We start from the raw sequence: 21,642 nt of genomic DNA on the forward strand, positions 1-21,642 counted from the left end.
CGGGTTTGGTAAATAAGAATACCCTTAACATTTAATGCTGTTGGTTTCTATGCAGTTATCTTCAGGTTTCAAAATCTGGATTTTATACACTACAACATTGCATAACATTCTAGCCAAACCTACTGAGATAATCTGAAAAGCTATCGAATAGGCTGCTAAAACAACATCCCCATTAATAGCATAAAGACCAAGATATTCTGTTGCAATGATTACAACGTGTATCAAAAGCGTTATCCATACACATTTCGGTTTTATTTTCTTAGCTCGCTTATAAACCTTAATAATCAAGAAACCTATTGACAGTACAAATATAAATACAGTAGTTAGCAAGGCTGTTAAAGGAAATATCAGCTTTAGAGGTGGATTGTACAAATGGAAGTAGGCCACTGAAAATAGCCACAATACTAGCCAGCAAAGCGGAAATACAGCACAACCGGTAAAAAGTAATCTTTTACTGCCTATCGTTAGTCTTAAATGCCTCAAAGCTCCCTTATCTAAATATACATCAAGTAACATGGAGTACGATTTGAAGTGATCAAATTTCTAATTGGTTAAGTATGCTGTCAGTAGAAACTGACAGCATACTTAACCAATTATCACGTGTTGGAAGTGGTGCATTGGGTGTTTTGCAATATTTTGCTAAGTTTCAAAAAGTAATCTGTTCCGCCGGTAATCAGGAGGCTTTTCAATGCTGCATAAGTATGGTGGCAAAGCTTTTCAACTCGCCGTTTACAGCTACAGGTAACATAAAGTTGATTGCTGGAAACTTCAATTCCCAAAATATATGTCAGTGTGCCGTAAGTGTTGTAATATTCAGCCCTTTTACCCACCGTGCAAAGCGGAGCCAATACATTTATATGCCACTGTTTGAAATTTAACGTGTATGTATCAATGTGCTTCTTTAGTGAATCGGGATGTAGTTGGCCGTCTCTACCGAGTGGTATGACATAAGCATCATTGGTATTCCGCAAATCGTCTTTGTGAATCTTCATAAATTTTTGATTAGTACAGATTAAAAACTATATCGGGTTTTACTAATTGGCCTTAGAAATGATCAGGCAGTTTTCTTCAATGGATATAGAAATTGTATCGCCAGTGTTGAAACCGGCATTTTGTAACCAGACGCCCGATAGGTTAATCCACGGAACATTTTTATAATAACTGCATCCAATAAATTTGGATGATCTAAAAATGCTTTTAGATGTGACCTTTAAAAACCTGCTGTTGTTGTTGAATGGTATTACTTTGGCAGTCATAAGTAGCGTTTGTTTTTTGGTGAGCAAGCTGATTAAATAGAAGGGCCACTTTTCCTTATTCCTTCGTTAGAAGAGGAAAGGTTATAGGAGCGCTTAAAACAAAAGTCTGTAAGCGGGTTTCATAAATTACTTGTGCAATTTCCATTAGTGTTTTAACACGGCGCATTAATACGTCCACCTTTTCCTGTGGAACTGTAAAATCCTCTTTGTACCGTGAATCAGAATAGCTGTTTTTAAGAATAGTAAATAATTCTCTTTCTTCTGCGGTGTTGCATGGGAATATGCTGGAAGGTTCAGGCGAAAAGTTTTTTATCAACTCCAACAAACGCGATAGGTTATGAGTAGCTGACCTATACCCTGTAAAAGCTCGTAATAGGGCCATGCAGGTGTGTTGCGTGGCTTGATGTAAGCTAAGCATTACCCCACTTGTCCAGCCGCGTTTTAAATTATCTTCTGCTGAATTGTAAAAGCCTTTGGCACCGGTAAAATAATAAGACCAATGTTGTTGAATAGCGTGAATAAGCCCGCGTATCTCTGGCGGGCCTTGCGGCACATAAATAACGCTTGGATTACTGTCATAAAGCATTGCGCCTCTATAATAGGCTGTGGTAAAGAAACGCCAACCATCACTAAGTGATTTGTCGAATGCTGATTCCTTTAAAATCACACTTGTTACGTTCAACTTATACGCGGGAGCTTGTTGTTCAATGGCCTGTATTATTTCGTGATCGGGCCTGTTCTCTTTGTTTTGGGTAACTACAATTAGATCATAAGATACGGTAGAACTGTGCGATACGCTAGTATCGTCAAAGTTGAAAGTTGTCCATTCGTAAGTATTGGAATGGCGTGTACCATAGCACAGAACCTGTACAGGAGCGATTGTTTGGACTATCTTTCCGGTAAACTCCTTTAGCAAGCTTAATTGTTGTTGAGATAGATGCTTGAGTTTTGACATAATGTACGTGTGTTTTTATTTATTAGAAATAGGTCGTATCGGAATTTTGATCATGAAGGTGGTTAACTCGTTTGCACTTTTAGCAGTAATAGTGCCTCCCATAGCCTCGATGTATGTTTTGCTTATATGTAGCCCTAAGCCGTTGCCAGCGTGTCCATTTGTAAGCATAAAATAGGGGGTAAAAAGTTTTGACAGTTGCTCTGCCGGGATAGTATGACCTTTGTTGCTGGTCTGGATAATTACATATTTACCATCCCCATTACATTTAATATTGATGCTGGTATTTCTATAGGCATGCTTCTGTGCATTAATAAGTAGATTCAATAAGATTTGCCCTAATTTAACTTTATCTGCCGTTATTATTAACCCATCTAGCCCTATACAGCAATCTGCTTCAATTCTTGTTGGGAACAAAGGATTGGCCTGAAAGGGCAAAAGGAATGCTGGTAGCCAGTTTACAAAACAGAACGGTTCATTTTGAAGGGTAATGTTTAGAGTGCCTGCGTTCACTTTTACAGTTGAAAGCATATTTTCGATTAAACGGTAAGCATCGTCTATCCCTTCTCTGACAATATTGGCATATAAGGTTTGCTTGTCTGGCCTATCTAAAAATTTACATGCAGAGTGTATAGCGCCAATTTGGTTTTTTACTTCATGAGTAAAAGAGGCTACAAATAATTCCAGTATACGCAGTTTTTCTGTTGCGGACTGTTCAGAAGTGTTCTGCAAGGCGTGTTTGGTAGACGCGTGTGTGGCTTGCATAGAAGTAAATTGATGGTGGCTAATACAATTGTCCGTTAGTGACAAATACAGTAACTGATGCGCGGCAAAAAATGAAAGAGTTGAAAGCAGTAATCACCGCAAAATTGCAGCAATGATTGGCAAAAAAATAGCGTGGGTTAGTTCTTATCCTTTAGAAGGGCTACGACACCCATGCGGAAATAAGAACGCCCACGCGTTTACGTGAGCGATTTACCTTATTCCAGCCGCTGTGAAAGTGTCGTAGTTTTCTAAAGCAGGAATTAAAGCAAACACGCTTTGCAATATTTTATGCGCGCAATTTATTGTTTTATGATGTATTGTCCATAGTTGAATAACTGATTTTAAAGCAATCTAAAGCTTTTTGTGTAACAATACAAATCAAATGTGGCATAGAAAGCTACAAATGTTTCATAAAACGACACATAAGCAACTGTTTATCAACTAATTAAGAATTTTGTCTTTTCTTTATACAGGAAAGAGAATATATGGCTAGAAGGAAAGTTGAAAGAACTGAAATAGCGATAAACAGAATAAAAGGTGCATTAGCAGATAGTGGGAAAACTATAGGCGAATTAGAAAGGCATTTTGGTGTTGCTCGTTCAACTGTATCGCATTGGGTTAATAATAAAGTTCAGCCTGATGTATATACTTTTTATGCCATCGCAGAATGGTTGGATATTGATATAAAGGACTTATTTCACTCCACTAAAGACAAAAAAAAGTAGAGCTACAAAGAAGGCTTTACCTCCCATGTAGCCCTAAAAATTACTTCCTCGTAATAATAAATTCGTTCAATTCTGGTGTATTAACCAGCCTCTCCATTTCGCTTTCCCTTATTAATTTCCCGTCTTTTTTGATTTGTAAGAAGGTGTCCAGGATAATGGCGGAAGAAATATTCTTTTTCGGTAGCTGCTGGTAGTCTGCTTTTTTAATTCTGCCGCTATCGAGTGTAAAGTTTGAATGGAACATCTTTAGATCAATTCTCTGATCGGGATTGTCTGCCACAACTCCGACGAACTCCCCCGCTGATAAAGTGGATATTACCGACTGAGGTATTGCATAATCAAGCTGTTTTGACCGTGTAATTGATGTATCACTGCTATTGATCGCAAGGCTCTCACGGTCTTGCATGATTTTGCCAAAGCGTTCTGATAGGTCTTTTGCTCCTTGCCCGGCAACCTGACCGGAAATGATGTTTCCGACAATGTTTAATATCACATCTGCCTGCTGCTTGCCGTATGCTGCTACGAGCTGGCTTGAATCCTGTATCACCATTGTTACTGAAACCAGATAAGACCTGCACACTGCCAAAAATTTGTCCAAATACGGCCATGAAATATTAGCGAACTCCTCTAACATGATCGCACAGGGTTGGTCTTCCTGTTCTTTCAGGAGTTTTTGCAGGTTGTTTAAGTACAGAGAAATAATAGGGCTATATATAGATGCCTTCTGCGGATTATTGGCGATGCAAACAATTTTCGGCGCTTTCGGGTCATTAATGGTCATTGCAAAATCATCACCAGACAGAACATAATAAAGATTCGGGGTTGCCAGTTTGGATAGACCGATAAGCGCCCCCGATACCTGCCCCACAAGCTGCTTGCCTGCATCTTCTTTCATAGCCTGTGTAAACGGTTTAACCATTGCCTGTAGCTGGGGTTCGGCTGAAAGAATAGAAAACAGTACATCGAAATCGGTCTGGGCCATTTCAATACTATGTGGCAGTGTACAATACTTACCGCCTTTATAGAGGCGGAGAAACCAGATAATACAGGTAAAAAGGTTGATGGAAGATTCTGCCCAAAAATCAGTTTTTTCCTGCCACTCTGGATTTAATGCTAACAAAATCGTTCTGGATGCTGAGGCGGCATCTGTAATATCCCGCATGGATTCTTTCATTAAAGGATTACACCGCTGCTGTATTTCATCAAAGTTCAATACATGAAATTCAGGTTCTACTTTATACAGGTGTTTGTATTGCAGGTAATAGTTGTAGGCAAAAGCTGTAAGGTCAGGAGCTTTAAAATCATGGATACATAGCCCGTATCCTTTGTAAATGGCTTGGCGTATTATTTCCATAACCACCCATAGTGTTTTGCCAGATCCGGGCAGGCCCTCTAATAAAATATTACGGAAGGGATTAACAATGGAAACGTGGCTTTGCCGCTGCTTTCCTTTTAAGTTGTACTGCGCTGGAAAATTAAAGCTGTATTTGTTTTCCAAAAGCCGCTCTTCCTGTGGGAAACTTTGGTTGTCTTTATTAAAAATATCCCCTTTCAGTTTTTGCTTTATAATCCGTGTTAGCAAGGTGCCGCCTGTTAAAATGAGTATATAGCCAGCGGCGGTAACGGACATATAAAGTATGCCCGCAATCACAGCATAGCCTGTAATTAATAGGGCTAACGCACTAATAAAATACAGTAGTGTGCCAGTAATCAGGAAGGCAAGTGCTGTTTGGTAATTGATCTTTTCTGATTTGCGGCCTTGCGCGCCCAGCAATGAAAGTAGCAGGAAAGCCAAAGATGCAAACTTTGACTTATGGAAGCTGCTGAATAAACCCGCCTTACTTATGTTGTCTAATATGCGATCCGACAAGCTGGCTGTAAGGTGCCATTCCTTAAATGCGCCGTAGCAGTAAAAGTAAAAATGTATTAGCAGTACAATTATGCTTATTGCTCTTGTCAGCTCAATGATTTTCTTTAATCCTATGTCGTTGGTATTATTTTTCATAACAAATGTTTTAACGTTCCAATGATTGATCCCTGCGCTTTCTATGGTGTTCTTCGTCTTTTTTCAGGTTAATATCCATTGCCTCAGCTCCTGACTGCTGACCTGACAGCTCCTGCATTAAGTTGCCGTTCTTATGCAATTCTTCCGGTCGGATGGTTTCCTTTTCATGTGCAGCTATAGCAGTTTTTTGCGAATTGGAAGAAGAAGGCATAGGGCTGTTTGATTTGCTTTTATCCGGTGACTGCGCGGCCTGCTGTTTGGCGGGTGAATTTTCCTTATCCTGATCTTTACCTTTAGTCTGCGCTTGTTCTTTGTTGTTTTCTTTCGCCAGCGGTTTTTCCTGCTCAACGCCCAGCCGTTCCAAAATGCTTTTGGCTGAATAGCCTGTGCCTAAATCACTACCATTAAACACTGCCTTTTTATCATGGCTGATAAAGGTGAGGCCATATACAAAACCGGCTTCGGTGCGGCGTACTTCCATCGTTATGCTTTGCTTTTTCAAAGCATCTTTCAACCCTTGTAAGCTGCCCTGCTTCTGTTTAATATGCCAGTCGATTGCCGTGGTGAAATGCTTTTTATCCTGCGCCCGCGCCAGTTTATTCTCTTTAAACCGCTTTTCTAAATATTCTAAGGTTGGTTTGCTGTATATGTCGCTCGCTTTAATTTGCTTTCCCTGTTTATGGCCGTTTTCATCCAGCACCCTGTAATAAAGCCCCTTGTTTCTATAGACGCGGGAACCCTCTGCCCCCCGATCAGCCATTACATTGTAACTTTTCAGTAACGCATTTAATTCATGGAGTGACGTGTATTTGTATTTATCAATTACATCGTCAAGTACATTAGTGATACTACGGAGGGTTTCCGATTTTCCGTACTTAACCCTTTCTGAACTTACACGTAATGCCTCTGTACGTTCAATAGCATTTTCTTTTTTATCTGCTTTGATCAGCCCGTATTTTTCTTCCATTTCCTTACGCACTGGCTCTGAAATTTCTTTCGCCTGATTGTGCGTATTTATACGGGTGCCATCATCCCGGATGAGTGTAGATACTATGTGTACATGCGGGTGGCCTGCATCAAAGTGCTGGTAAACTAGAAACGGCTGATTGCCAAAACCCAGCTTTTCCATGTACTCCTGACTGAGTGTTTTTAAAAATTCCGGTGTCAGTTTTTCTTTTTCTGATGGATGAAAATTGAGTGATAAATGAATCAGCTTTGTATCGGCTTCGCTTAAATCCATTAATTTCTGGAAGCGGTTTAGCTTGTCATGTATATTCAATTCATGCGGTCTTTTTAAAAAATTGACCGCATCCAGCAATACAGCTTTGCCGCTTTGCACCTTTTTTTCATTATAGTTCAACGCCCGTTTTAAGCTGCCGGGGTATTTTATTTGCGGTCGCATGATTCGTAGATTTGTATAAGTCTCAGGCGTATATCTTCAACCTTCTGCATGAGTATTTTTTTTGTAGCCTCATTCATCACTACCCATGTTTTTATCTGCGGCACTGTATCTAGTGTATGCAGCTTATGTACTGACTGATTGAAGTTGTTGCCGATGGCACTCAACTCTGTTTTAATCAGATTAAGGACAGTTAGTAATTGATCGGTGGACTGATTCCGGTAGTTAATAGTAACCGGTTTGTTTAACAAAACCCTCCGTGCATATTCGCTAAGCTTTCGATGCACAGAGGATTTACAGGCAGCTTCTACCTGCTGAAATTCTTCCGGTTTGAACCGGATAGTAACGCGGCGCGTGTACTTACTTTTTTCAATCTGCTTCATAGTCTCTCTTCACTTTTTAATAGTACATACTGCGGCAATGCCGCTGTTTTATTGGCAGCACGCAGTGACTGCTTTTCCCCCGCCGACTTCGGAGGCATCAGGGGGCGAGGTCGATTGGAGGACTTGTCCGACAATTGTACACCTCGCCCGTTGCAATTCTGGCAACGTGGCACTGGCGCACAGGTGTTGATGGTGCGGTCTCCACTGCCAGGCTATGCACTACTGCCTGCTGCTGACTATCGCCCTGCATGGCGATAGTTGCCACTGCTGCTGTTGTGATCTGTAGTAGGAAACTTATGGGAGGGCATCCGATGATTCGCTTTGCCAATTGTCCCGTATTTAAATGCCTGCCCAACTAAAGAAGCCATCCCCGTAAGCCGGGTGATAGCCCTCTGCCGATCTGTGTAATAGGGGTGGCCTTATATGGGTACTGATTAGCTGCCAGCGGCCCTTTTGCGGCTGCGTGTCAGCCCCTTTTTTTCCTCCGGAAAAAAAGGGGCTGGATAGTTTTCTGAATAACATACGCTTCATTTTCTGTTTCACAATTCAGTTGAAAGAAGTATTAAAAGTACCCAGCAAAAGAATGTCAGACAAGATGTGTGTAATAGGGACAGCTTATCAGAGTACTGATAAAATAGCCCGATAAAAGCATAACTTTATACAAAGCAAACACAATGGTTTTTCAAATAATAACAGTTGCTATAATCATCCTTTTGTTTTGGCTGCACGAAAAGCAGAAAAAGAAAAGCGCCCTAAAATCGAATTTACGCTTTATATAGCCCTGTAGGTTTTGTGTCTGGCGACGTTACTGAAAGAGTATTTATAGCAAGAAATAAAAAGGATGCAATCTTTTTTATATGAGTTTTTTGAGCGAAACAAGGAAGGGATAGTAGTACTAACCTGCTTGGTTTAAAAAGGAAGATATGGCAGAGAATTTAGAAAGTAATGAATCTTTATCATCTCAGATTAAGAAGAGTATCATTGAAAAGAACTTAGATACTGGGTTGGATTATGCTGAATTAGGGCTGGATAGTTTTATTGCAGATGGCGTTTTGAAAGAAATACCTATTGTGAAAACCATTATGGGATTTGCCGGAACCGGACTAAAAATTAAGGAGGCTTTTTTTGCAAAAAAGATACTTACGTTTCTCTCAACTTTCCATGCAGGAAAATTGAGTGATGAAAAAATGGTTGATTTTCGGATAAGGATGGAAGATGACCAAAAGTACAGAGAGGAGGTGCTGGAAATTGTAATGGTCTACATAGACCGATTTATGGAGGTAAAGCAGGCTGAGATATTTGCAAATTTGTTCCAAGCACATCTGAATGGACGAATCGAATGGGATTTTTTACGTACGTTACTTTTTTCTCTTCAACAACTCAATGTTGGGGCCTTGCCCGAGTTGGTTAAGATTTCTGAGCAGGCAGCAAAATCAGCTAATACAAGAGGTTTTGTAATCGAAATGCACGCCCCAAATACATATATATCGGCATTAGTTGCCGCTGGATTGGGGCAGCAGGTTGGGAATTACGTTAAAGGGAATAGGGCTGCATTCTTTCTATACAGATATGGCATACTTGCGGATATAAATTACGAGCTTACGGTAGATCAGGCTAAGAATATGAATTGATATGAACAGCTACCATAATTTTATATTACAATTCAGGGAAGAGTTAATCAGGGTGCTGGCGCTTGCTGATGGGAATTATGAACTTTCTTTTTGGGACTGTGGTAAGCAAATAATTTGCTGTTCGCATGATGATGAACAGGCGGAGTATTGGTGTTTTCTGGATGAAAGCGATAGTGAAACAGCGGCAGAAATAGGCAACCTTATAATCGCCAACTTTGATAAATTGAATGAAGGGTATAAAGAGCCGGTTATTTATTGTAGAACATATCCCAGTCGGATGAATAGCCGTCGTATTTTCTGCGAGACAATGCCGGTACGAGTGTAGTTAGGCTTATTTCTAGTTGCTTTGTATCACTATGTATTAAATTTAATTTTGATAAATCTTGCCAGCCATTTGCATGTGGAATAATCACGGAGGCTATACATTCATACTTGTTTTCTTTAAGATTCATAGGGATATTAACTAAGAAGCTTTGAAATTCGACTGGTTTTCGGAAGAAGCTAACTCCTTTAGGCACGCGTTTCAAATCTTCTTCTGAATCAAAGATTAAAAAAGGAATTTTAGAGAATGGATATTCTACCTCATCCCGCCATACCTTTCTTATCATTTCGCCGGTATTGGAGTATATGAACTCATAACCCCATTGATTAAAACATGCCAAGTATGCAGCTTTCAGAAAAGCTTTCGTCACATTTTTTTGATCAATTTTGGGGATAGTCAGTTGAACTTCCCAATCTTCACGTTTATCTAATGTATCTAACCACTCGTCAAGAAATGGAATTTTACTTTTGTCGTTTGGCTTGAAGTTTATTCTTAATTCACCACTTTCGTCTATTATGATGTGCGATTTGTATTTGCCCTTAACGCCCTTAATTTCCGACTTTGTTTTTAATGTGGAGTTTGGTATTTTTCTGTGGAAGCCTGCAAAATGCAAAAAATCCTCCGTGATGAAATCAAAAAGTCCACCAGCATTATTGTTGCAGGTTTTGCAAACTAATCCCTTCAAATCTCCTCCCACATTTTTAGGGGGGAAGTGATCTAGGCTAAACTCGGCAGTACATGACCAACCTTCTTTGAAAAAAATCATGTGGTTTTCCACACAAATGGGGCAGATATAGCAGAAGTAGTCAGGGATGACTCCGGGTGTACGAAAAAATCGGCTTTCGTACTTGTATGAAAAATGCTTAAGTGAACCGGAGAACATTTTTATGTATGTTCCAATCATTTCTTTTGAAACTCCAAGCCTCATGTTATTTTTTTTGCAGCTTAACTAAGTTACGACTACTTTGATTGATCGATGAAAAAAAGCGGCCGAACGAATCGTGGCGCTTTAGTCTACATTGTATGGGAGCTGATAGCCGCATCGCACCATGCTATTATTTCCGGTGCAATTTCAAAATTATAGTCATGGCTAAAAAGCGCCTGATTGTATTCTTCGACCTCATTCCTATTATCCCGCGTAGGGTTGTCTAATATCCAAGTATCTTCTAAGATGCGCAGATAAAACTGGATTGTTCCCTGTTCGGGGTGCGGCATAGTTACTATGTAGCGGCTGGTAAAATTCAGTTTGTCATTATAGATTACAGCTTCGGGGCAGAAGGCAGCATAGTAAATGTTGCCGTCCTTCTCGTATGGCTTAATGAATGCCTGACAGGCATAATCAAATGTATTTTCGCTTACCAGTTTTATGACTTCAGCCATATCGTAATTTTTAAAAAATTTGTTTTAATAAGGGTCGGCAGTGCCTAATGCCGGTTCATTCCATTCAAATAAAGCGCTTTTACCTAGTCCGTCCGAAGGGGCTTTGTACCCCTGATGGTGTAAACCGATCTGTAGGCAAGTTCGTCAGATGGCATTTCATAATTCAATAGCTCTTGGTACTTGTCTAACAACAATTCATCATTTAACCATTGCTGTGATTGCTCGAACGGCAGAAATAAAGGCATGCGCCATTTGTTGTCCTCCACTGTTATGGATTTGCTTCATTAAGGAATTAGCCCCCTCCGTGTTATCAGGCCAAATGTCTTATGCGTAGTAATCAGGCCGGTTTCAGTGTCTGCCACATCTGCTACTGAGTACAGGCCCGGCAGAAAGAATGGCTGTTGATTACAAGGACATACCAAATATGGTATTGATAGGCTATTTCTAGTATGGCATTGTGAAGTTGAACTAACGGTTTTAATATTTATGGGGTGTTTTTAAGGGCCTTTTAAAAAAGCTCAAAAGCGAATGTTCTTCCTTTGCATACAGATAGCTATCCCAAAAAATTACATTCCATTTTCAAAAAATTATTGCATGAAAACATTAGTATTAATTGCAGGTATGTTACTTGGTTCCGCAGTTGGCAGCACCATTAAGGCTCAAAAAACAGGATTATGTACCGGGATGAATGAAAATGCCGCAGCTGGTAAAACTGTTGAAAAATCAACAGGTGGTTTTAATCCTGACAAAATGGATAGATTGAAAACAGACGGTTTTCGAGAAAGTATTTGTAAGAGTAGAGAGCCAAAGGAAAGGCCGTCAACTGAAAGAGAGGCACCTGTACGTGAACCGCGGGAAAGACCGGAGCGTGGTAGAATGAATTAAGATTCAGTTTGCCCTATGTAAATAAGAAGAGTCTCAACTGAGGCTCTTCTTTGTAGTGTCGTTGCTATTGCTTTATAATGATTATCCTTTTAGAACCTTACTGTTGTTGCGTGCTGTAATCTGTTCGCTGCCATACTTGGCTTTAATTTCATCAAGGCTTTTATTAGTCCCCCTTTTCTTGTATTCGTCCGGACTGTAGTACCATACTTTCTTTTTACCGTGATAGGTTAATTCCGCTGTGCTCAATTCTTTGCGTACGGGGTAAGTGTTACCACTTATCCACAGCCAACGGCCTACCAGTTCAATGACGATACCGGGGAGGTTGATAATGGCTTCTATAATCTGGCGGTATTCTTCTGATAGTCTTATTTCTTCGTCTGCCTCTGCATCTGACATGCTCGCACCTTTAGCAATGACTGCACAGGCATACGCGTATTCTGTATTAATTGCCTGCATGGTAGCTGTATCACCTCCCGCGTCCGGGTGATTCTCTTTGGCTAATTTTTTATAAAGTGCTTTTACTTCTTCTAAGGTTTGACATTCATTAAAGTATTTCATAGTATATTATTTTAGTTATGATGAAAGTGTGATAGTGCAGGTGTGTTATTTTTTAAACAGGGTAAGGCTTTGAGGATTTGCCATGTGTTGCCTGTTTCTATGTTTCTTTACAAGGCGGAACACGACTATATCTTCATTGAGATAAATAGCCCATGCGGATAAAAGGGAACGGGAGCGGTTATACTTTTTACTGCGTTGTAGTTCCCAAGAAAGTGACATTACGGTGTTAAGAATCTGATTTGCCATGACGCTAACTTTTAGGTGTTTTAATAATTGTGAATCATTCGGCTACGCCTCATTCACATACCGATAGCGACTAGCAAATAGCCTGTGCAGGGATACGTCAAGGATTTTGTAAAAAAAATACTATTGCGCTACGCATAGATGCCGCGCAGCGGCTTTAATGGCATTGGAGATTTTTTTTCAAAACTTGCCAGCGGAGGCTTGCCGTAGCGCAGTCCTTGACTATACCTGCACAGGCTAATTATCTTTGCGGCCACGGTTTGCGAATGAGAAGCCAACCGCAGGTTACCATCTGGCATAAATAGAAAAGACGAGCAAAACGGAAGGCGTACAAGGGAGTGACACAACCAAAGCAGCACAAAGAGAAAAAGCCCCTATATCCAACTGTATTTTTATCCCTTTGATGGTTGAAACTTGTTATATTGGGATAGCCTGTTTTAAAAGGGCATGATATTTAAGGTGTGTATGGTCATTTTATTTTAATCTAAAATCGGCTTATCATGAAAGAGTTTGATTTGCATTTGCATGTAAAGACAATGGAAGGCGATAAGCTGTTATTGTTATTGCATGAATTGACCGGGATTAAAGAGACTGTACAAACGAGGTCTGCATGTATTGAGAAAGAGGACTTGTTAGCAGGAACAGATTGCGACCCGGATTATCTTGTTATTACACAGAGCGAAGAAGATTGGTATTGTATCAGGCATAATACATTTAAGAAGCTGTATCATTGGGGGCAACTATTATCTAGGGCTTTAGATACGTTATTTCTGCAAGTGGCTTATCGTAGCACCGATTCCTATAGTTATTTCTTGGCGTATAAGCGTGGCGTTCGGATAAGGGAAATTGAGGCCAACCGGCTTTCTGAAATACCGCTGCTAAATGAGGGGATTTTGTTTCCTTTTGAAGACCCGCATGCTGACGGTGTGAGTGGGTTTGATATACGCATGTTTGACCGGGATTCTTTGGAGGATTATTGCATAGAGTGTGGAGTAGATTTGCACAGTCTTCAACTATCATATGATTCACAGGTAATAAAGCGTGAAAACTAACTGGTTCAGCTTTTTGCGGGGTTATAGGGTAATTTCTCGCAAAACCATGCAATAGTCCGCCAGTATTGTTGCCAAATGCTTCGGCGGTTGCAGGTTTTATTAAATGTGATTATTCACGCTTCTATGTCCGTTAAAAAACGGGTATGTTAATTTGTTCATAACGTCTTTTTGACGCAATAAAAATATTAGTATATTCATTTATATATAGTTGTATTACCGTTTTGTCCCCCCGGTTTGAAAGAAGCTTTAAAGAATGGATGAACGAATACCTCTGTGCTATGACCATAACATCAACGACCCGTGGGCAGTTAAACTTTGTATCTGCCGTGCCCGAACGACTTGGCTACCTTAAAATTCCCGGCAGTCAGATGCTGCATGCGGAAGAATCCTTTGCTAACATATTCTATCAGAAGTACCAGACTGCCGACTATTCATTCTGGCTGAGTGCTTATACAGCCAAAGAAGATCATGTGATGTATATTCACCGCGATGGCCCTATGATCGGCTTTAAGGTAATGCTGAAGCAGAATATGCGCTATACCTGTGAAACCGGAGAAATTTACTTTAAGCAGGGCCAGTTTCTCTTTGCGCAGGTTCCTTACATAGATAGCTTGTTTTCATTAAAACAAGGCCGGGAGTATTTTGTATTTGATATGGCGCTGACAGTGGACTTTCTCAGACGCCTGAATTTGCAGGTTAAGTCTTTAGATAGATTTCTGGATAGTACACAGGATGGAAAAATGCGCTTTCTGTTAAATAACACAATGAATAGCAGTATTGTGCTGCTGGATTCTATAGAGTATCTGCGCCATCATCCGGCAGACAGACAGGCCGCAGCAAAGGTTGTCGAAGCGCTTTTCAGTACAGTAACGGAGGGTAAATCGCAGGACTTGCCGGAGTACAAAATAGAGCGGATGTATGAGGCCAGAGAGATAATAAGATTTGATATAACACGCCATATTACAATCCCCAATCTGGCCCATATGGTAGGTACAAACTCCCGTGATCTAAAAACAGACTTTGTAAAGGTGTTTTCTATACCACCCGGACAATACCTGCAATATGAGCGTATGAAGGCTGCTAAACAACTTCTACTTAATGAACCGGATTTAACCGTGAATGAGATAGCGGTAAGGGTAGGTTTTAAAAATTCCGCAGCTTTTGACCCCGCCTTTAAAGATAATGTTGGGACAACTCCTTCTGAGTTTCGTAGGAGTAATGGCGCTTAGTTTAAAAATTCACCATTCGCTGAATATCCTTGCACCATAATCGCACTGCTTGTTGCTGTATTAGCACCATCTTTGATAATTCTCAGGCGAACTAATTTGTGAAACTCAAAAGTGTGTGATTATGGAAAGTGTAAAACGCCCTTTTTTGAACAGCTCCATAGCGATCTAACCAGTGAATTGGCTACTATTCAGCAGGAAGAACATTATGTCTTAAAAGTTCACGACCGCAGCATTAAAGCTGTACGCAATGCTATGGAGCTATTACGGACAAACATCATTGAAAACCCATTTACAAACGATCAGGAGGAAATCGTCTTTTTCAAAGAAGTAAAACCCCTTTTTTGCAGCCAGATGATGTACCATGTAAAACGCTACCGTATGGAAAGCCGGAAGCCCGCCGGTAGTGTGGAGGCTAAGTTAAAGTTTCTCCAAGCGGAGTTGCAGGAGATAGACGCGTTCTTTGCCGGTCACATTAATTTTTTTGAGTACCACCGCAGCGCTTCTACTGCTATGGATGAGAAGTATTTTATACGTGGGCGGCAGGATGAACATTTTTCGATTGAAGTGCAGTATCTGTGTAGTGACCTCTCTTTTAGTACGGGGTACGATTTGCTGCTATCCAGGATGCTGGCAAATGAAATGCTTACACAGGAAATAAATGAATCAATCTATGAGCTGCAACACAATCCCCATGCAGAAGGCAAAGGGGGAAGCTTTGTGAAGACAGTGTTAGAGAAGGGGAAAGGATTTGTACAGACTTCATATCGCGGTTCTGAATTATATGTTTTCCTGCGTTCGCTGGTAGATGCTGAGGGGGTCATCAATCATACCTACAAAAGCTTTTTTGAACTTATCGTGCCCGGTATTGCTAATAAACAGTCCCGCACATTTACTCCCTCCAGTTTATTAAAATACAGTGATAAAGTAGATATGGAAACGCGCGATAACGTAAAACGTCTGTTACAAAAAATGATACGAAATGTAGATTCTTACTAAGAATGTAATATGAGTTGTTTTATACATGCAGTAGTATAATCTAGGATTACGTCTAAATCTGTCTTTTTTACATTGTCGTTATGTTTAACGTTTTCGTTTTGATACTTAGAATAACTATCAATAGTTGTCCATAGAAGGTTCGCGATCTGCGGCGATAAATCTTTTGTTTTGAAAAATTCAGAAAGGGCTGGCCGCTGGTTTTCTAATGATTTGGTATTTCCTAATACCTTTTTAAGTACTTCTTCAAGACTTAGCCGCAGATCGTCTAAAGCATTACGGTCGTAAATGCCATTTTTTATTTTTTCTAAAGCACTGTTATATAGTTTTTCGGCGCTGGGGTATTTTGTCAAAAGTCCTTTTGCTTCATTTACCTGCTCAGCACTGATGTTTAAGGCAGATTTGCTACGCAGGGTGGCATATTGTGTAACCAATTTTATTTTCAATTCTGCAACTCCTTCTACACCTTCATATGTGTTACATAATTCTTCTAGGATTTCAAACTGCTGCTCCGGGTTGAAGGCTTGCAGGTTTTTCAGAGCACCTGTACGCTTGTTTGGTAATTCGTATGTGCTAATGTTTGTGTCTGTATATGGTATGTCTACGTTGTATTCGATACTTTTTGCAACAAAGTATTTGACGATTTTACTCCATGAAAAGGTTGAGTTCTGTGCTGCTAATATGTCTGTTGCATGAACTAAAAATGTGGGTTTGATCATGTTGCTTTGAATTTTAGTGATATGAAAATTTCGGTATGTTGCAATAGGATATGGGTACAGTAAGCTTTTGTTTTATGAAGGTTAAAAGCAGTTTTTCATCCGGTGTGCATGCGTGTTCCCCAGCTATAACCAATTCTATTGTCTGCTTTTTATAGTGCTGTGATGCCTGAAAAGCATAGGATAATAACTGTCCAATCCCTTCCTTAAAACAGTCTTCTACCCACCCTTTTTTCTTTACTTCGTAGATTATTACTTTGTCTTCCAGCTCTACAGTGATATCAGCCCAATCTTTTTCTATACTCACACATTTATTGCTGTATTTGTTACAGAGCTTTTCATATAATTCCAGTTGAAGCTCATTGTGTATGTTGTCTACAGTAGTAGCGCCCACTGCACTTCTGGAATGCTGCCCAGTCCTTTTGGTGGTGCTTGCCTTCCTTTTCCTGTTCCTTCTTCTTTCTCCCGGTGCTTTTTCCTCTTTAATCTTGTTTTCAATAAACAACCTCCTCATAAACTCCACAGGAGTTTCACCTACCTTTTTTAATGGAATAAGAAACTGCTGCATTTCATAGTATGTTGTAGTTCTTTTTATACTCATCCCTAAGTTGCCGACAATCTGTCGAAGATTCAGGAGGCTAAAGACTGGTATTAACCTATTATCCGAATACAAAAAGGCTACTTTCCATTTAAATAATGAAGGCAATTCTACATCTTCTATTTTTTCAAATTGCCCCTGAATAGCATAAGAGGCCGTTTCCTGCACTTCTGCTAATACCCTTTTATAAGCCGCTTGTTCGTCTAGGTTTTCATTATTGTATTTAGCAGCCCAAGTATATTCACTATTGGAAATCGCCTTTTGAGGTCGGGCTTTTAGATTCTTTCTCTTATAAATGCCAAATTTCAGAGAATTATGACCGTTGATGCTGCCAAGCGGTTTTGTGAATGTCTCTACATATTGGCAGAATGTTTCTTTGTTGCCTACGGATACGTATTCATTTAGAGTCATTTTTTTAAGTTTCTCAAATGGCCATTCCGATAGGAACTTGCTTAGTAAGTATTCATGTAGACGCCTGTTTTGGATTTTCAAGGGTGTCATTTTTGCGTTATTCCTTTCAAATATAAGCCTAACTGCTCCTGTTTTGTGTAGATAATTCTATTTCACTTCCACTTTCTTTCCATCGGATTTCTTGATTCCTCACCTTTTAATTCTACTCAGATGGGGATTTCATGTTTCTGCTACTTCACGCTTCCACTTTACTTCTATCTCAGCTCCACTAAACAGCCTTTTACGCATTCTATTTTGCATGTGTATTTAATCAGTAAAAAAAAAGTATGTATGATTAGTGTTACATGGAAAACCTACCTGATAGCTTCCTTTATCTTATTGGGTATTTACTACGCAACAGTAGTGTTGCTTTATGCTAAGAAAGCCGGACAGCCATTATTGAGGAGAAAGAATATACAGCCTCCCCGCAAGTCTGTGGAGAAAGGCAATGAAGTTGTAACTGGCGTACCGGATTACCCACAGGAACAACATCATGACGAAATAGAGCAACTGCCTTTAGATGGTGCGACTGCAATGGCCATACAGAATCTTGTGGATGAATTACAGGCGTTTGCTGCCGCTGCTGGTAAAAATAATATGACCAAAGAAGAATTGATGGCAGGTGTTCAGTCAATATTGGACAAATATCCCGGTATAGCTGGTACTGATATGCAGGACGGCATCAGTTCGCTGATTGTAGTTACTCTGGAAAATAATTGCGCTGTTCATCTGGATGATAGTGAGGTAAGTGAATTGTGGCGAGGATAACAGCGTGATAGCTTCGCCTGCTGTGAAGTGTGCAGGAAAAACAAGTGCGTGTGATAGTAGCAGCGGCGAAGCCTTTTTATCTCTTCTTTAATCTCTCTCTATAACAATTTCCATTAACAAAAAAGAAAAGTGAACATGAAAGTGTGCGTTGTGAATTGCTTTGAAAAAAGCAAAAGGGCGATGCTATGCGCATCCATCACTGCGGTATTAGCAGTAAGTAGTCTGGCAGTGTATGCACAGGATGGCATTAAAGGCATTGAGGAAGCAAACGGGAAAGTACGTGGCTACTTCGGTGTAGGCTGCGACCTGATGTATGCAGTAGGTGGTGTTTTGGGCCTGATCGGTGCTGTTCGGGTTTATCAGAAGTGGAGCAATGGAGCGCCTGAAACGGGTTCTATTGCCGCTGCATGGTTTGGTAGCTGTGTGTTTCTCGTTATCGTGGCTACTGTATTGAAATCCTTTTTCGGCATCCAGTAAAACGTAGAAGTATGGCAAACAGTGTCTATGTAATTAACAAGGGTGTCAATAAGAGTATTGAGTTCAAAGGTCTTCGTGCGCAATATATCTGGTATCTCGGCGGTGGCATTGTGGCATTACTGGTGCTGTTCGCCATACTCTACATTATCGGCGTTCCCTCCTTTATCTGTATTGGCATTGCAGTGGTAACTGGCGCTTTCCTCTTCATGCAGGTGTATAAGCTAAGTAATAAATATGGTGAGCATGGCATGATGAAACAGGTTGCCAAAAGAAGTATTCCCACACTGATAAAATGCAATGATAGAAAGGTATTCAAGAAGCCGCCGGTGAACAGCTAACCTGATTCGTGAACAAGCAAAATCTGAAAGATGGAAAAGTGGTTGAAAGATGTATTACCCATTATGGACGTAGAACATGATTGCATTGTGTCTAAACAAGGAGATATTACAGTAGCCTTTCATTGTAGCCTCCCTGAAATATTCTCCCTCTCTAATGAAGATTATGAAACGCTGCATCAGGGAATTATTAAGGCTATTAAGGTGCTGCCTAAGTTTACAGTTTTCCAGAAGCAGGATTGGTTTGTACAGTCTAAGTATAAGGCCGACTTTACTAAAGAGGATACCAGTTTTTTAAGCCGTAGTAGTGAATCCTATTTCAACGAACGGCCTTACCTCGATCATACCTGTTATATCCTGCTTACGAAAAAGCCAGACGGAAGGAAAGTTGGGAGTTCTCTTTTTTCCAACCTGTTGCGTCCCTCACTGGCACCTGAACAGACTATTAGCGCAGTTATGCTGCAAGACTTTCTGGACAGCGTTGGTCAGTTTAAACGGATACTGGAAGATACCGGCTTTATTAAGTTACAGCGTTTGTGTAATGGTGATTTGTTGAGCCAAGAACGAAAAATTGGCCTGATTGAAAAGTATTGCTTCTTGTCGGAAAGGGATGATTCTTTTTTGGTAAAGGATATAGAGTTAAAGAACGGTCTGCGTGTGGGCGATCAGCATGCGCAGCTTTATACGCTATCCGCCGGGGAAGATTTGCCTGCTATGTGTGGTTCCCGTATTAATTACGATAAGTATTCAACAGACAAGACCAAGTTTTCAATAGGCTTTGTATCTACGTTGGGGCAGCTCCTTCCGTGTAATCATATCTATAGTCAGTACCTGTTTATAGAAGATAGTGCAAAGACTATGAAAAAGCTGGAAAGTAAGCGGCTTCGTTTGCAGTCACTGGCAGCTTACTCACGGGAAAATGCTATATCAAGGGATGCCGTAAATGCCTTTCTTAACGAGGCTATCAGTGAACAACGCCTGCCGGTAAAAGCTCATTTCAATGTACTGGTCTGGACGGATAAGGAAGCTGAGTTGAAAGACCTGAAAAACATGGTATCCTCGGCGCTAGCCCAGATGGATGCTGTAGCGAAACAGGAAACAGCAGGTGCAGCACAGATATTCTGGTCAGGTATTCCGGGGAATGCAGGCGATTTTCCGCTGAATGATACGTTCGACACATTTGCGGAGCAGGCGGCCTGCTTTCTTAATATGGAGAGCAATTACCGTTCTTCTATCAGCCCGGTGGGTCTTCGTATGGGTGACCGGTTAACCGGGAGGCCAGTGCATGTTGATATATCAGACGAGCCGATTTTAAAGGGTGTCTGCACAAATAGGAACAAGTTTATTCTTGGCCCGTCTGGTTCTGGTAAAAGCTTTTTTACAAACCATATGGTTCGTAGCTATTACGAACAGGGGGCGCATATAGTTCTTGTTGATGTAGGCCATTCTTATAAGGGGCTTTGTGATATGGTGGATGGTTACTACTTCACTTACGATGAAAAGCACCCCATAAAATTCAATCCTTTTTATATCGGTGAGGGTGATAGTCTTGATACCGAAAAGAAAGAAAGTATTAAGGCGCTGTTGCTCGCCTTATGGAAAAAGGATACAGAACCTTTTACACGTAGTGAGTATGTAGCGTTATCCAATGCACTGCAATTGTACTATGATAAGCTGGATAAGGATAGCAGCATTTTTCCTTGCTTCAATAGCTTTTATGATTTCCTCAGACAGGACTTTGTGGAAGTTCTGAAACTGGAAAGGGTAAAGGAAAAGGATTTTGACATAGACAACTTTCTTTATGTACTTCGTCCTTATTACAGCAACGGTGAGTTTGATTACCTGCTGAATGCAACGGAGAATCTTGATATACTGCAACAACGACTGGTAATCTACGAGCTGGATGCAATTAAAGACCATCCCATACTTTTTCCAATTGCTTCGCTTATCTGTATGTCCGTATTCATTAACAAGATGCGTAAACTCAAAGGAGTGCGTAAGATGATTTTGATTGAGGAAGCGTGGAAAGCATTAATGAAAGAGGGGTTTGCTGAATATATCAAGTATCTGTTTAAAACGGTTCGTAAGTATTTCGGGGAGGCTATTGTAGTTACTCAGGAGGTGGAGGATATTATTTCTTCTCCTATTGTAAAGCAGGCCATTATCAATAATAGTGATTGTAAAATACTGCTAGACCAATCTAAGTATCAGAACAAATTTTCGCAGATACAGGAGTTGCTGGGGCTTACAGAAAAAGAAAAGGCGCTGGTGTTATCTGTTAATAAAGCCAATGACCCGGCGCTAAAGTATAAAGAGGTCTTTATTTCTCTTGGCGGTCAATTGTCGAAAGTCTATCGAACGGAAGTGTCCACAGAAGAGTATCTGGCTTACACAACAGAAGAGAGCGAAAAAGTAAAGGTTGGACAGTATACTGCCAAATACGGAAGCATACAGAAAGGTATAGCCATGCTGGCCGCAGAAATGCGAAGTAAGCGCTAATCATTACATCATTCATAAAAA

Annotated in this window: 24 protein-coding genes; 10 read left to right on the plus strand and 14 right to left on the minus strand. The window is 40.4% G+C overall.

Annotated elements, in window-relative coordinates; genetic code table 11:
* Nucleotides 1-24: 24 nt before the first annotated feature.
* The 5 genes from ESB13_RS20240 to ESB13_RS20260 all read right to left on the minus strand — a co-directional run bounded on the left by ESB13_RS20240 (nt 25) and on the right by ESB13_RS20260 (nt 2,973).
* The gene (locus ESB13_RS20240) at nt 25-516 is read right to left on the minus strand and encodes a hypothetical protein (protein WP_129005519.1); all 492 of its coding nucleotides are present in this window, start codon (nt 514-516) and stop codon (nt 25-27) included.
* A gap of 80 nt (nt 517-596) precedes the next feature.
* Nucleotides 597-992 (minus strand): hypothetical protein, encoded by a 396-nt coding sequence (locus ESB13_RS20245; RefSeq protein ID WP_129005520.1) that lies wholly within the window; start codon nt 990-992, stop codon nt 597-599.
* 42 nt (nt 993-1,034) lie between these two features.
* A complete protein-coding gene (locus ESB13_RS24325) occupies nt 1,035-1,256 on the minus strand; it encodes a SymE family type I addiction module toxin (protein WP_129005521.1) in 222 nt (73 codons plus the stop codon).
* A 55-nt stretch (nt 1,257-1,311) separates the two neighbouring features.
* Nucleotides 1,312-2,211: a HEPN domain-containing protein gene (locus tag ESB13_RS20255; protein WP_129005522.1), complete on the minus strand. Its 900-nt coding sequence runs from the start codon at nt 2,209-2,211 to the stop codon at nt 1,312-1,314.
* Nucleotides 2,212-2,226: 15 nt separating this feature from the next.
* Entirely contained in the window at nt 2,227-2,973 is a 747-nt protein-coding gene (locus ESB13_RS20260; protein WP_129005523.1) for a sensor histidine kinase, read from the minus strand.
* A 485-nt stretch (nt 2,974-3,458) separates the two neighbouring features.
* Between ESB13_RS20260 and ESB13_RS20265 the strand changes: the two genes are divergently transcribed.
* Complete coding sequence (locus tag ESB13_RS20265; RefSeq protein ID WP_129005524.1) at nt 3,459-3,698, plus strand: helix-turn-helix transcriptional regulator; 240 nt, start codon at nt 3,459-3,461, stop codon at nt 3,696-3,698.
* Nucleotides 3,699-3,738: 40 nt separating this feature from the next.
* On the opposite strand, the gene ESB13_RS20270 is transcribed toward ESB13_RS20265, so the two are convergent.
* The 4 genes from ESB13_RS20270 to ESB13_RS20285 all read right to left on the minus strand — a co-directional run bounded on the left by ESB13_RS20270 (nt 3,739) and on the right by ESB13_RS20285 (nt 7,813).
* Entirely contained in the window at nt 3,739-5,703 is a 1,965-nt protein-coding gene (locus ESB13_RS20270; protein ID WP_129005525.1) for a YWFCY domain-containing protein, read from the minus strand.
* Nucleotides 5,704-5,713: 10 nt separating this feature from the next.
* Nucleotides 5,714-7,063, minus strand: a complete 1,350-nt coding sequence (locus tag ESB13_RS20275) for a relaxase/mobilization nuclease domain-containing protein (RefSeq protein WP_164974291.1) — start codon at nt 7,061-7,063, stop codon at nt 5,714-5,716.
* 26 nt (nt 7,064-7,089) lie between these two features.
* Entirely contained in the window at nt 7,090-7,485 is a 396-nt protein-coding gene (locus ESB13_RS20280) for a plasmid mobilization protein (RefSeq protein WP_129005527.1), read from the minus strand.
* Nucleotides 7,486-7,582: 97 nt separating this feature from the next.
* Complete coding sequence (locus ESB13_RS20285; protein WP_129005528.1) at nt 7,583-7,813, minus strand: hypothetical protein; 231 nt, start codon at nt 7,811-7,813, stop codon at nt 7,583-7,585.
* Between the two features lie 595 nt (nt 7,814-8,408).
* Here ESB13_RS20285 and ESB13_RS20290 point away from each other — a divergent pair.
* Nucleotides 8,409-9,116: a hypothetical protein gene (locus tag ESB13_RS20290; RefSeq protein WP_129005529.1), complete on the plus strand. Its 708-nt coding sequence runs from the start codon at nt 8,409-8,411 to the stop codon at nt 9,114-9,116.
* Nucleotides 9,117-9,364: 248 nt separating this feature from the next.
* Here ESB13_RS20290 and ESB13_RS20295 read toward each other — a convergent pair whose 3' ends face one another.
* Both ESB13_RS20295 and ESB13_RS20300 read right to left on the minus strand, forming a co-directional pair.
* The gene (locus tag ESB13_RS20295; RefSeq protein WP_129005530.1) at nt 9,365-10,366 is read right to left on the minus strand and encodes a hypothetical protein; all 1,002 of its coding nucleotides are present in this window, start codon (nt 10,364-10,366) and stop codon (nt 9,365-9,367) included.
* 86 nt (nt 10,367-10,452) lie between these two features.
* Nucleotides 10,453-10,818 (minus strand): hypothetical protein, encoded by a 366-nt coding sequence (locus ESB13_RS20300; protein WP_129005531.1) that lies wholly within the window; start codon nt 10,816-10,818, stop codon nt 10,453-10,455.
* A gap of 594 nt (nt 10,819-11,412) precedes the next feature.
* Between ESB13_RS20300 and ESB13_RS20305 the strand changes: the two genes are divergently transcribed.
* A complete protein-coding gene (locus tag ESB13_RS20305) occupies nt 11,413-11,703 on the plus strand; it encodes a hypothetical protein (RefSeq protein WP_129005532.1) in 291 nt (96 codons plus the stop codon).
* Between the two features lie 81 nt (nt 11,704-11,784).
* Here ESB13_RS20305 and ESB13_RS20310 read toward each other — a convergent pair whose 3' ends face one another.
* Nucleotides 11,785-12,261, minus strand: a complete 477-nt coding sequence (locus ESB13_RS20310) for a J domain-containing protein (RefSeq protein WP_129005533.1) — start codon at nt 12,259-12,261, stop codon at nt 11,785-11,787.
* Between the two features lie 743 nt (nt 12,262-13,004).
* Between ESB13_RS20310 and ESB13_RS20315 the strand changes: the two genes are divergently transcribed.
* From ESB13_RS20315 to ESB13_RS20325, 3 genes are all read left to right on the plus strand, one after another.
* Complete coding sequence (locus ESB13_RS20315) at nt 13,005-13,556, plus strand: hypothetical protein (protein ID WP_129005534.1); 552 nt, start codon at nt 13,005-13,007, stop codon at nt 13,554-13,556.
* Nucleotides 13,557-13,834: 278 nt separating this feature from the next.
* Nucleotides 13,835-14,785 (plus strand): AraC family transcriptional regulator, encoded by a 951-nt coding sequence (locus ESB13_RS20320; protein WP_164974292.1) that lies wholly within the window; start codon nt 13,835-13,837, stop codon nt 14,783-14,785.
* 177 nt (nt 14,786-14,962) lie between these two features.
* Nucleotides 14,963-15,781 (plus strand): RteC domain-containing protein, encoded by an 819-nt coding sequence (locus tag ESB13_RS20325; RefSeq protein WP_129005536.1) that lies wholly within the window; start codon nt 14,963-14,965, stop codon nt 15,779-15,781.
* Here the strand turns inward: ESB13_RS20325 and ESB13_RS20330 are convergent.
* Together ESB13_RS20330 and ESB13_RS20335 are read right to left on the minus strand one after the other, a co-directional pair.
* Nucleotides 15,778-16,497: a hypothetical protein gene (locus tag ESB13_RS20330; RefSeq protein WP_129005537.1), complete on the minus strand. Its 720-nt coding sequence runs from the start codon at nt 16,495-16,497 to the stop codon at nt 15,778-15,780. The genes ESB13_RS20325 and ESB13_RS20330 overlap by 4 nt on opposite strands.
* Before the next feature lie 13 nt (nt 16,498-16,510).
* Nucleotides 16,511-17,584 (minus strand): hypothetical protein, encoded by a 1,074-nt coding sequence (locus ESB13_RS20335; protein ID WP_164974293.1) that lies wholly within the window; start codon nt 17,582-17,584, stop codon nt 16,511-16,513.
* Nucleotides 17,585-17,833: 249 nt separating this feature from the next.
* Between ESB13_RS20335 and ESB13_RS20340 the strand changes: the two genes are divergently transcribed.
* From ESB13_RS20340 to ESB13_RS20355, 4 genes are all read left to right on the plus strand, one after another.
* Nucleotides 17,834-18,310 (plus strand): hypothetical protein, encoded by a 477-nt coding sequence (locus tag ESB13_RS20340; RefSeq protein WP_129005539.1) that lies wholly within the window; start codon nt 17,834-17,836, stop codon nt 18,308-18,310.
* Nucleotides 18,311-18,445: 135 nt separating this feature from the next.
* Nucleotides 18,446-18,787: a DUF4134 domain-containing protein gene (locus tag ESB13_RS20345; RefSeq protein ID WP_129005540.1), complete on the plus strand. Its 342-nt coding sequence runs from the start codon at nt 18,446-18,448 to the stop codon at nt 18,785-18,787.
* 11 nt (nt 18,788-18,798) lie between these two features.
* Complete coding sequence (locus ESB13_RS20350) at nt 18,799-19,125, plus strand: DUF4133 domain-containing protein (protein ID WP_129005541.1); 327 nt, start codon at nt 18,799-18,801, stop codon at nt 19,123-19,125.
* 30 nt (nt 19,126-19,155) lie between these two features.
* A complete protein-coding gene (locus tag ESB13_RS20355; RefSeq protein ID WP_129005542.1) occupies nt 19,156-21,621 on the plus strand; it encodes a TraG family conjugative transposon ATPase in 2,466 nt (821 codons plus the stop codon).
* Nucleotides 21,622-21,642: the final 21 nt, after the last annotated feature.

This window comes from Filimonas effusa (assembly GCF_004118675.1).
Classification (GTDB): Bacteria; Bacteroidota; Bacteroidia; order Chitinophagales; family Chitinophagaceae; genus Filimonas; species Filimonas effusa.